The sequence below is a fragment of the Bradyrhizobium sp. HKCCYLRH1030 genome (assembly GCF_051168395.1).
Lineage (GTDB): Bacteria > Pseudomonadota > Alphaproteobacteria > Rhizobiales > Xanthobacteraceae > Bradyrhizobium.
This window is the reverse complement of record NZ_JBNPUY010000008.1, coordinates 275,955-287,058: the sequence shown is the minus strand read 5'-3', so window position 1 is coordinate 287,058 and position 11,104 is coordinate 275,955. Positions and strand designations below refer to the sequence as shown.

The 11,104-nt window shown below is 65.6% G+C and carries 10 protein-coding genes; 4 read left to right on the top strand and 6 right to left on the bottom strand.

What is annotated here, in order from left to right; genetic code table 11:
* Positions 1-65: 65 nt before the first annotated feature.
* Together ACQR1E_RS24020 and ACQR1E_RS24015 are read right to left on the bottom strand one after the other, a co-directional pair.
* Entirely contained in the window at positions 66-1,547 is a 1,482-nt protein-coding gene (locus ACQR1E_RS24020; RefSeq protein WP_315713935.1) for an outer membrane protein, read from the bottom strand.
* A 1,108-nt stretch (positions 1,548-2,655) separates the two neighbouring features.
* Complete coding sequence (locus tag ACQR1E_RS24015) at positions 2,656-3,636, bottom strand: catalase family peroxidase (RefSeq protein ID WP_316193533.1); 981 nt, start codon at positions 3,634-3,636, stop codon at positions 2,656-2,658.
* Between the two features lie 284 nt (positions 3,637-3,920).
* Here ACQR1E_RS24015 and ACQR1E_RS24010 point away from each other — a divergent pair, with 284 nt between their 5' ends.
* The 4 genes from ACQR1E_RS24010 (at position 3,921) to ACQR1E_RS23995 (ending at position 7,893) form a co-directional block, all read left to right on the top strand.
* Positions 3,921-4,448 carry a ParB N-terminal domain-containing protein gene (locus tag ACQR1E_RS24010; RefSeq protein WP_315752627.1) on the top strand — a complete coding sequence of 176 codons (528 nt, stop codon included), beginning with the start codon at positions 3,921-3,923 and terminating at the stop codon, positions 4,446-4,448.
* Positions 4,449-4,813: 365 nt separating this feature from the next.
* Positions 4,814-5,140 carry a DUF4396 domain-containing protein gene (locus tag ACQR1E_RS24005; RefSeq protein WP_315752626.1) on the top strand — a complete coding sequence of 109 codons (327 nt, stop codon included), beginning with the start codon at positions 4,814-4,816 and terminating at the stop codon, positions 5,138-5,140.
* Between the two features lie 258 nt (positions 5,141-5,398).
* Positions 5,399-5,761 carry a hypothetical protein gene (locus ACQR1E_RS24000; protein WP_315752625.1) on the top strand — a complete coding sequence of 121 codons (363 nt, stop codon included), beginning with the start codon at positions 5,399-5,401 and terminating at the stop codon, positions 5,759-5,761.
* Between the two features lie 257 nt (positions 5,762-6,018).
* On the top strand, positions 6,019-7,893 hold the full coding sequence (locus ACQR1E_RS23995) for a pyrroloquinoline quinone-dependent dehydrogenase (protein ID WP_315713929.1): 1,875 nt from the start codon (positions 6,019-6,021) through the stop codon (positions 7,891-7,893).
* Positions 7,894-8,077: 184 nt separating this feature from the next.
* On the opposite strand, the gene ybgC is transcribed toward ACQR1E_RS23995, so the two are convergent.
* From ybgC to ACQR1E_RS23975, 4 genes are all read right to left on the bottom strand, one after another.
* Complete coding sequence (ybgC, locus tag ACQR1E_RS23990) at positions 8,078-8,527, bottom strand: tol-pal system-associated acyl-CoA thioesterase (RefSeq protein WP_316165763.1); 450 nt, start codon at positions 8,525-8,527, stop codon at positions 8,078-8,080.
* Between the two features lie 80 nt (positions 8,528-8,607).
* Positions 8,608-9,528 (bottom strand): metallophosphoesterase, encoded by a 921-nt coding sequence (locus ACQR1E_RS23985; protein ID WP_315713927.1) that lies wholly within the window; start codon positions 9,526-9,528, stop codon positions 8,608-8,610.
* Between the two features lie 84 nt (positions 9,529-9,612).
* Positions 9,613-10,662, bottom strand: a complete 1,050-nt coding sequence (gene ruvB, locus ACQR1E_RS23980) for a Holliday junction branch migration DNA helicase RuvB (protein WP_316165764.1) — start codon at positions 10,660-10,662, stop codon at positions 9,613-9,615.
* Positions 10,659-11,078 carry a cytidine deaminase gene (locus tag ACQR1E_RS23975; RefSeq protein WP_315713925.1) on the bottom strand — a complete coding sequence of 140 codons (420 nt, stop codon included), beginning with the start codon at positions 11,076-11,078 and terminating at the stop codon, positions 10,659-10,661. Before ACQR1E_RS23975 ends, ruvB begins: the two co-directional genes overlap by 4 nt.
* Between the last annotated feature and the right edge of the window lie 26 nt (positions 11,079-11,104).

The following is an 11,104-nucleotide window of genomic DNA, read 5'->3' as shown; positions in this document are numbered from 1 at the left end:
AAAAGGCCGCCTGGATGAGCCAGGCGGCCTTTGTCGTGTGGGATGCAATGCGTCTGCTGCTGATCTCAGCGGCCGCCGCGCGACAGCATCTCGAAGCGGTAGTTGACACCGACCATCGCCGTGTGGAGCTGGGTCTTCTGGCTGACGACGTTCGGCCCTCCGGTGATCGCGGCTGCGCCCGGCAGCGTGCCGGTCACGGTGCCGAAATCGGCGTAATCATATTCGGCGAAGGCCGACCAGTTGCGGGCGAACATCCACTCGACGCCGGCGCCGACCGTCCATCCGCTGCGGTTGAACGCCACGCTCGCCGACTGCCCGGTGGCGGTGTTGACGACCGAAACGTTGGTCCGTGTCCACGCCGCACCACCGCGCACGTAGGCCAGGATCTCAGGTGTCACGAGATAGCCGGCACGCACCGTGGCGGTGTAGAGGTTGCTCGTCCGCGTGTTCATCGTCAGCGCCGGCCCGAGCGGGCTCGACGCGTTGATGATGCCGATATCGGCCATGGCCTGGATGCCGACGACGAAGCGGTCCATCTGATAATCGCAGCCGAGCTGCAGGCCGCCGATGACGTCGCTGCCATTGCTCGAGATGGCGGTCGGAATCTGCACGGCAGCGACGGGCAGCGGCGCCACGTTGCCGCCGCCTGCCACCGGCGGCTGGTTCTGCGGCGGCGGGTTGCCATTGTTGCCCTGCGGCGGCGGGTTCGGCTGGCCGCCGCCATTGTTCGGCGGCGGATTCTTCGGCGGCCAGGGCTTGTCCGGATGATACGGCCATCCGCCATGATGGTAGTTGCCGCCCTGCTGCTGCCAATGATCCTTGTCGGGCTGCTTGTCGCCATAGCCGCCCTTGCCGTCATCATTGTCGCGCGGCTTGCCGCCCCAGCCATAGCCGCCATGCTTGTCGTCGTCGCGTTGATCCGGCTTCAGCCAGGCGTAGCTGTCACGCTCGCTCTTCAGCGGCTGCTTCGACCAGCCGAAACCGAGTGGCTTGTCGTATCCGTCGTCCTTCTTCCCACCCCATCCGGAAGCCGGCTTGTCGTGATCGTCCTGCCGATCACGGTGCAGCCAAGCCGATCTGTCGGAGTAGCCGTTTGAATGCAGCTGCGACCAGCCGCTCGACTTGTCATGGTCGTCGTCGTGATGCTTGTCGAACCAGCCGCCACCATATTTGACGTCGTTGTAGTTGTTGTCCTTGTTCTTGGATGGCGCCGACGGCCAGGACGACTTGTTGTCGCCGCCTTTCGATCCAACCTTTGGCCAGTCGTGATCCTTGTCGCCGTACGGCTTGCCGGGCTGCCACCAGCCCTTGTCGCCGCGCTCACAGATCGGGGGCTTTTGCGGCGGCTTATGCGGCGGCTTCCATCCGCCGTTATTCCCGCCGGGGTTGTTCGGCGGCGGCGGGTTCGGCGCAGGGTTTGCAACCACAGGCGGTTTGACCACAGGCGGGTTGTTCGCGTTGCCGACCGGCTGCTGCACGGGCTGAACGGGCGCGGCGGCGGCATTGGCGACCTGGCTCCACGTCTGCTGCTGGCGCGACCAGGCCATCCCGGCATTCGCGCCGGCATGGCAGCCACTCCACCTGTAGGCGAAGACGTCAGGCGGCGGGAGCGGGGGAGGCAGGGCGAGATCAGTCGCCCAGACCGATGTCGTACTTCCTGCGAAAGTAGATAGGCAAAGGCATACGCCAAATACGCGACGCATCGAACTCACAACTCCTGAACACGTGCCGCAACAAACGGCGGCCGCATCAGGAGGGTGAGATTGTGTCGCGAACTGAATTGAAAAATGTCATTCGGAAGGAATGCAGATCGGGCCCCCGACGCGATCGAGATTCGGCTTTGACTGTTGCACGCAAGATGCAGGATTCTGGCGAAAAGAAGCAGCGCGCGACACGATTGCGACAAACGGCGCGATGCGCGATGCCGTCGCGGCTCATGAGTTCATTCGTAGACGAACGTGCGCACCGAACTCACTGGAGGCGCAGCGCGCGGCCCCGCGCTCGACGGCATGCTTCCTGATCGCGCGCACCTCGCGATCGTCGTCCTTCACATCTACTACACGCCTCGATTGCATCACATCGAGCGGGGCGGCACATCGGCTGCACGGTCGCCATCGTCTTCGACGCGCCGACGCTCGGCGGTCCATGCGTGTCGACAACCCCTGCTCTTGGTTTCGCCGTTATCGCGCAGCCTGTGCGACGTCATCGATCGGGAGAGAAAGCGGCGGACGCCGCCGCAATCGCACCGAATGAGGCGTGGCTTCGTCAACGTTGCGGCAACTCATCGGGGGCGCGTGCCGCGAAGCATCCATAATTGCGGCCGGTTGTGTCGTGCTCACTCGCCGGGCTCGAAGGCCCCGCAGAGGGTGTCGATCCGATCCTGCACTCCGAAGAGATGCACCCATTTCCGCTCGTTCTGGATTGCGATGAGGATGGAACGAAGCTAGGTCACGGCCGATCGCGTCCGGAAATACGGATTTGAGCTCGCCGCCAAATCGTCCGGTCATCAGCACAAGCGCCGCCTGCGGCGCGCAGCATCATGGCGGGGCTCGCCTCGGCCATGACGACAGACTGAGGCCCGTCAGGCGGATCAGCGCAGCGTGATCCGCCGCACCGCGCGGTGCGCACGGCACATGGCGTGTCATGCCACCATCATCACGGATTGCGCCGGGAGAACGAGATGGCATAGGCGCCGTTGCGGATGTCGATCATCGGATCGTCGGAGGCCTCGATGCCGTCGGTGAGCTGGCCCGGCAGGAACAGCAGCTTCTTCTGCGCGGCGTCACTGTCTTCGACCGCCTTGTCGATCGTCAGCACGCCGAGCTCGACCAGCTTGCGATCGTCAGGCCACGGCTTTGCCGGATCCTTGGTGTCGTCGCCGGCCGCGGCGAGCTGCGCCTTGAAGCGGAACGTCACCGGCCCCTGCTTCAGCCGCGCCGGCAGCTCGGCCATCAGGAAGTCCGGCGCGCGTTTCGCCGCGTCCTCCTGGTCGATATGCACGACCTTCTCCGGCAGCATCTGCCAGCGCACCGCCTGCTTCTCGCCGGCCCTGTTGACGAGGACGAAGGCGTTGACGCCGAAATAGGCCTCGTCGGCAAGACTGTCCGGCGTCGCGATGGTGCCGAGCGCCGCCGGCACCGAGGGATGGCTGGCGACGAACTGCTCGAGCCTGGTCGGCTTGGCCGCGTTCGGTCCAGAGTCCGCGATCGCCAGGAACAGATCGCGCAGCTCCGCACCGGTCGAGACGGGGAAGAATTTCAGCGAGTTGATCACGAGGTCCATGTCGCTGCCGTCGGCGAGATGAAACTTCACCGCCATGCCGTGCGGATTGGCGTCGCCGGATCCGTCCGGCAGGTTCGGCACGCCGGTGGAGTCCGAGAACCGCACCGTCACCGGAATCTCGCCGCCGCTGAACAGCGACGCCTTGCTCAAGGTCGTCGCCTCGGTCGACGGCTTGAACTTGCCCTCGACCACGACGCCCTTGGCGTGATTGGCGCGAAAGCCGGCGTGCACGCCGAACACCTTGTTCATCGCATTGACGAGTTGCTCCTCGACCGGCGGTTCCTGCGCGAGGGCAGCGGCGGGCAACGCGAGAGCAATCCCGGCCAGCGCGGCAACGAGTGTGCGTATCGTCATGAGCGGCGTCCTCCTGTATGAGCGATGCAGCATAGCAGCATGAATTGACGCGTGAGCGATTTTCGAGCGCGGCCGATTGGGCGCCCATCACAGCGGCATGATCCACCTTGCGGTCTGACAGGAGCCATCACGCCCCATCACCGCTCCTTGCGGCGAGATGGCGAATGTCTCTATTGTAGCCACACGTGCCCGGTCTGCCTCCCTCCGCCCTGCGGTGCGGATCCGGGGATCGTGCCCCCTCCGACCCTGACGCCGGACGGCGCGCCCACGACGGAGTTTCGACTGTGTCCGCACCGGAAAGCTTCCCCATCGACAAGATCCACATCCCCGACAAGAAGCGCAAGGCGCTGAAGCAGGACGCGATCGACGCGCTGGCCGAAAGCATTTTGGAGGTCGGCCAGCGCGAGCCGATCCTCGTCCGCCGCGACAAGGACCATTTTGTCCTGGTCGAAGGTCTGCACCGCCTCGAAGCCTGCAAGGCCCTCGGCGAAAGCGCCATCATGGGTCTGCTGATCTCCGCCGAGGAAGCCCGCCAGCGCGAGCTGCCACCGCCGCCCGTCGATCCGGAGCGCGAGAAGATGGAGCGGCTGCGCAAGCTGCGGCTGGAGAAGGAGGAAGCGGAGAAGCTCACAACGGCGCCGAGGGGCGTCTCTGGCGCCCATGCCGCGACGCGCCCGCGCGCGCCGACGGAGACGACGAACCGGAGCAACAGGCCTGCCACCGCGAAACCATCGCGCCCCGGACAAGGATCGTCGCCCCGGACCTTGTCGGATTGGATCAAGCAACAAGAGCGCAGCGGCGGGCGATACTGACGGTTTCAACGCGCGAGTTCCTCCCCGGCCACGGTCTGATTGAGCGGCAGTCCGTCTGGCGGGTCAGCGCAGCGTGATCCGCCCGGCGGCCTCTCCGATGCGCCTTGCGCAGCGGGATCACGGCAGGCTGCATGCAGATCGGACCGGCCTGGTTCTGCCCGTAGGCGCCGCGAGTCCGTCCCGCATGTTGCTCCGCGGAGGACGGTGCGGGACGGGATCGCTAGGCAACTCGGATCAAGCCCATCTGACTCAGCGCGACGCGAGGGAGCGCGGCAATCACTGCGAGCATGCCAAAGGCTGCGACGTTGGCCCCCACGTCCCTCGTCGCAGCCGCCTTCGGCTGAAAAAGCCTATTCTCGGAGAAGATGCTCGCCGTCTGGATCATCGACTTTTTGCGCGCTTACGGGTTCGGACGCCGTTTCCGGTATTTCACGATTGCGCCGATGCGAGGTCTGTCGCTCGGCCAGGGGCTTATCGCGGCCGCCAAGGCCGATACGATTTCGATCGCGTCTTGGCAGGTCGGAATGCACGGCGTCACACTTGCCATTTCCACGGCCTCCGACACGTGCTCGGCACGCGACTGGAGGTCTACGGCTCGTGAAGGTCAGCAGCCCGGAGTTCCGTGCTCCTGGGTTCCTTCCCACCCGGCGAACTGGTGGCTTCTGACTCGGGGCTCGAAGGAGAAGAAGTAGCGACCTCCGCGGCCGATCGAGGCCCGTTTGGTATTGAGCTGCGGATTGTCTCACGCCCCCCGCTATACCGACAGTGCCAGAGATAGTCCGCCATGCGCCGAGGAATTGGGTTGGCAAACCGGATGGGGGCCCTTCTCGGCCCCGAACGGGTACGGATGCGGCGCGTGGAACCCCTGCTTCGACGAGACATTCTTTTCTCGTCCGTTGAATCACCGCCGCTGCCCCGCGCTCGTCGGCCATGAATCTTGGAGCGTTGACTTGACCTCATTTGAGCAGAGGCCGCTCGGCCCGATCATCATCCTCGTGGCAGCCGCCGCCGGCACGCTGCTCGGCCTCTACGACTACCTAGCTCCTTTGACCGGGGTCACTGGCGCCCCGGGCGCGTTGCTCGTCATCGGATCCAGTCTGGCACTCGTCGTCGACGCCTTCGTCCTGTGGTTTGGTCGAAGCGGGTGGCTCTTCTGGGTGTTCTGGTCCCTCGGGCTGCTCGGCGCGCTCGGCACAATAACCGCCGCCTGCTTTCTGCATGCGTGGTGGCTGGCGGCGGCCACGGTCGTCGCACTCGTCGGATTGATTGTGACGCTTGCCGCCCCACCCCAGCCAAGAAGAGCCGTGGCATGAGAATCCGTTCATTCTGCCGTAGCGCCCCATTTGCGGCGCTCACGCTGGCGGTCATGGTCGCGCTGCCGCCGGCGATTGCACAGAACGACACTGCTCATCCGGCTGCCACCCCCGGAAGCATTCCAGGCCCAGAGCAGCATGGGCCTTCGAGCACTGGCTCGGAGCAGCCCCACAGCAATGCCGGTCGCGCATCGTCAGCACCGGGCAACGAGCAATCGGGAGCTGCCGACGCAGGCGCTCAGCTGCCGTCCGGCAGCTTGCCCACGCCGAAGCCGATCCCGCTCGTCCCGACCCATGCCGTCTGGAATACGTTTCACGGTCAGCTCAATGCCCAGAAGTACTCTCCCCTGACCCAGATCACAGCCGACAATGTCCGATCGCTGGTAAAGGTGTGGGAGTATCACACCGGCGACGTTTCGGATGGGTCGGGCAAGCTGCCGACCAGCGTCTGGTCCGCCACGCCGATCTTTGCCAATGACACGCTCTACATCGGCACGCCGTTCTATCGCGTTGTTGCGCTGGAGCCCGCGACCGGAAAGGTCAAATGGACCTTCGACTCCAAATCGACGCTCAAGGCCTTGACCCAGCCGGCGCTGAAGAACCGCGGGGTCGCCTATTGGGAGGCAGCGAATCCCGTCGCGGGCCAGCCGTGCCAGAAGATCGTCTATCTCGGCACCATGGACGCGCAGCTCTTTGCCATGGACGCGGATACTGGCAAGCTCTGTCGTGATTTCGCGAACGGCGGCGTCCTCAACGTCGATCAGTGGAACGACGTGAACAACAAATATCCGCTTTCGTTGCTTCAGCCGCCGACGGTCGCGGGCAATCACGTGATCCTGGGCTGGGCCGGCAAGGACTGGGCCTATGCTGAAGCACCGCCCGGCACCGTATTCTCGCTCGATCCGCAAACGGGCAAGCGACAATGGTCCTTCGCTACGCTGCCGCCGAAGATCGCGTCCCGCACCGGCACCGCCAATGTGTGGACGGGCATGTCGGTCGACGAGGGACTTGGATTGGTCTATCTCCCGGTCTCCAGCCCCTCCCCGAACTACTGGGGCGGCAACCGCACCGAGCCGATCCCGTTGGCCACATCGACAACGGCCCTCAACCTCGAAACCGGCGAGGTCGTTTGGTCTCGCCAGTGGGTGCACCATGACATCTGGGACTACGACATCAACTCCGCGCCGACGTTGATGGACATCACCGTCGATGGGAAGCAGATCCCAGCGCTGATGCAGGCAACCAAGATGGGGTTCCTCTTCGTCGTCGACCGACGCACTGGCAAGGACGTCTGGCCGATCGAGGAGCGCAAGGTGCCTGGTGGCGACGGCTCGATCCAGGGCGAAATCTACGCGCCGACGCAGCCGTTTCCGATCAGGCCGGCGCCGCTGCTCGACCAGTCGAAGAAGCCTCCCATCTGGTGGGTCGCCGACGCCCTCGGGCTCGGCCAATGCTCGAGGCTCTGGAAGAGCCTCAATTACGCCGGCATGTACTCGCCGCCGACTCACAAGGACAGCGGCGTGCTCGCCTATCCCGACTCGGCCGGCGGCGTGCAATGGGGCGGCGTAGCCTTCGATCCGCGCGGCAAGACCGCGATCGTCAACTTCTCGCACGTGGTGCAATCCATCAAGCTCTACCCCCGGAAAGAATATGAGCAGCGCGCAGCCGGCTCGGGCAACGAGCAAGGCTTCTATCCTCAAGAGGGTGCGCCATACGGCATGTCACTCGACAACGCGCTGAACTGGCTCGGCATGCCCTGCTGGAAGCCGCCATTCGGCGAGATCGCCGCCATCGACATGACCACCGGTGACATCAAATGGCGCCGTCCCATCGGCGCCTCCCAGAAGTGGGGCTTCTACATGCCGGAGTCGATGGGATCGGTGACGATCGGCGGCCCGGCGGTTACGGCCGGAGGCGTGATCTTCATCGGAGCCTCGATGGACGCCAAGGTGCGGGCCTACGCGCTGGCCGACGGCAAGGAGCTCTGGTCCGACATCGTCCAGGCCCCCGCGGTCGCCAATCCCGCCGTCTATGAGTACAAGGGCCGCGAATACGTCGCCTTCATCGCGGGCGGCAACACGATCCTCAAGGACCAGGTCGGCGATCAGGTCGCCGTCTACGCTCTACCGTAGTGCGGCGGTGCTCGCCAGCTGGCTTGCGCTGAACCGGAGCGGAATGGCTTCCGTGCCTACGCCGCGGCGATACAGCTGCCGTCGCATTCGCTGCGCAAATGGCGCGGCCGACTGGACCGCGGCGAGGTCGCGATCGCCGGCGGGCGCATCCTCATCCCTCCGCCCGCCCACCGTTAGGACGTCTTTAGGCGAGGTCCGCCTTCATCAGGTCGCGCAGCGCTTTCGGTATGGGCTGCGCCCTGCCGCCGCTGACGAACGCAACTCTCACGTCGGCCTTGACGAGCACCTCCTCGCCGCGCCTGACCTCCTGCGCCAGCGTGATCGACGCGCCCTTCACCGCCACGGGCCAGGTGACGACGTCGAGCACGTCGTCCATACGGGCCGGCCGCAGGAAGTCGAGCGTCATCGAGCGCACCACGAAGGCGAAGCCCGGGGCCTCGCTTGCCGCCTCCGCGAACAGCGCGTGCTGCTCGGCGCCCATCAGCCGCAGATGATTGGTGCGGCCGCGCTCCATGAAGCGGAGGTAGTTGGCGTGATAGACGATTCCGGAGAAATCCGTGTCCTCGTAGTAGACCCGCACCTGCATGTGGTGGCGGCCGTCGCGGATCGCGCCGTCGAGATGTCGTTGGGTCAAGGGAAGCCCTCGATAGCCGGAAATGGCGATCGTTTCGCCCAGTTCAACGGCCAACGCAAGAGCAGGCCAGCACGAGCCGGCTAGGACGTCACCTCGACGGGTTCCCTGCCGACGTTGACCAGCACGATCTCCGGCGGCATGCCGATCCGGACTGGCATGATGCTGCAGCCGAGGCCGCCGGAGACGATCACGTCGCATTGGGTGCGGATGTGGCCATAGGCCAGATTGACGCCATTGCGCGCGGGAACGGCCGGCGACCAGCCGAGCACGCGGATCTGGCCGCCATGCGTATGCCCCGACAACTGCAGCGCCACGCGCGGCGGCACCCGGAGCGCGACGTCAGGCTCGTGCGCCAGCAGAATTACCGGGGCGCTGTCCGTCACCTTGCGCAGCGTCGCTGCGAGATCATCGATGCCGATCCGCGGCATCGGCCGGAAGCGCCGCGCTGGCATGTAGGCCAACTGATCGCCGAGGCCGGCAAGCCAGAAGGCATGGCCATTCTTGGTGAGACGCACGACGTCGTTCTCGTAGACGGGAATGCCGGCGGCCTCGAGCGCCTTCTGGGCATACGGCGCGCCGCGGCCGTCGCGCTGCACGGTTCGATCATCCCAATAATCATGATTGCCCAGGATGGCGTGCACGCCCAACGGCGCCTTCAGGCCGCCGAGCACCGGCGCCCAGGCATCGGCGTCGATGCGTCCGATGTGATGACGATGACCGGCGACGTAGTCGCCGAGCAGAACGATCAGATCCGGCTGCAGCGCGTTGGTTCGCTGGACGATCCCGTCGATATGAGCGAGCGACATCCAGGGATCGCAGGCATGGATGTCGGCGATGGCCGCGATCTTCAGTCTTAGCCCAGCCGGCCAGTTGCGTGGATGGATGTGATAGTCGGTGACGCCCAAGCGGAGCGGCTCGACGCCGACGCCGTAGGTCGCGGTCGAAAAACCGGTGGCGGCAAGACCGCCTGAGAATGACAGAAAGCGACGGCGTGACAGCATCGATAAACTCCTCGCAGCGGCTCCCTTCTCCCCGATCATTGCAACCGATTTCGGGTGCGTCTGTGCAGATTGTCAGCAGTTTCGTTAATCATCGTCCTCGCTGCCGAACAGACCGAACTGGCCGGGATCGCGGTTCGAGGGCTCGGCCATGCCGAGATGCCTGAACGCGTGCGACGTCAGCAGCCGGCCGCGCGGCGTACGCTGCAGATAGCCGCATTGGATCAGATACGGCTCGATGATGTCCTCGATCGCATCGCGCGGCTCCGAAAGCGCTGCCGCCATGGTCTCGACGCCGACCGGCCCGCCGCCGTAGTTCAGCGCGATGGTCGAGAGATAGCGCCGGTCCATCGCGTCCAGCCCGGCGGCATCCACTTCGAGCGCGCTCAGCGCGTGATCGGCGATGGCACGATCGATCGCACTGGCGTTGGCGGCCGACGCGAAGTCGCGCACGCGGCGCAGCAGGCGGCCGGCGATCCGTGGCGTGCCGCGGGCGCGCCGCGCGATCTCGTTGGCGCCGTCGGCGGTCATGCCGACCCCGAGCACGCGGGCACCGCGCGTGACGATGCCTTCGAGCTCCTCCACCGTGTAGAAGTTCAGTCGGATCGGAATGCCGAACCGGTCACGCAACGGATTGGTCAGCAGGCCTGCGCGCGTCGTCGCGCCGACCAGCGTGAACTTCGACAGGTCGATCTTGACCGAGCGGGCCGCGGGGCCTTCGCCGATGATGAGATCGAGCTGGAAATCCTCCATCGCCGGATAAAGGACCTCCTCGACCGCCGGGCTGAGACGATGGATCTCGTCGATGAACAGCACGTCGCGCTCTTCGAGATTGGTCAGCAGCGCGGCGAGATCGCCGGCCTTGGCGATGACCGGGCCCGAGGTGGCGCGGAAGCCGACGCCGAGCTCACGCGCCACGATCTGCGCCAGCGTCGTCTTGCCAAGTCCGGGCGGACCGACGAACAGCACATGGTCGAGCGCCTCGCCGCGCTTGCGCGCCGCCTCGATGAAGATCGAGAGGTTGGCGCGCGCCTGCTGCTGCCCGACGAACTCCGACAGCTGCTGCGGACGCAGCGCGGTGTCGCCGACATCGTCGGAGCGCCGCTCCGGACTGACCATGCGCGCCGGCGGCTTCATTCGTTGCCGCGCCTGTATTTGTTCGGCAGCAATTCGCCGATGGTCACCGCCGCAGGCCCCTTGCCGTTCGACGGCACGATGACGCGCGCCTTGGCATCATAGTCGTGGATCAGCTCGCGGCAGGTGCCGCAGGGCGAGACCACGGCGACCTCGCCGGGCTCGCCGGGCTTGGGATGGCGCACGGCAACGATGGTCTCGATGCCGTGGTCGCCAAACTCGGTGATGGCGCGGCCGATCGCGATGGCCTCGGCGCAGACAGCGTTGCGGCCGAGATAGGCATCGATGTTGACGCCGGTGATGATGCGGCCGTCGCGCGTGCGCATGGCGGCGCCGACCTCCTGCCAATCGTTGCGATAGCGGCTCTTGACCGCTGATGCGGCCGCCTCGATCAGCTCCTTGTCCTTCTTGCTCACCATGGGGGAAACGGATGTCCTTCTGCTCG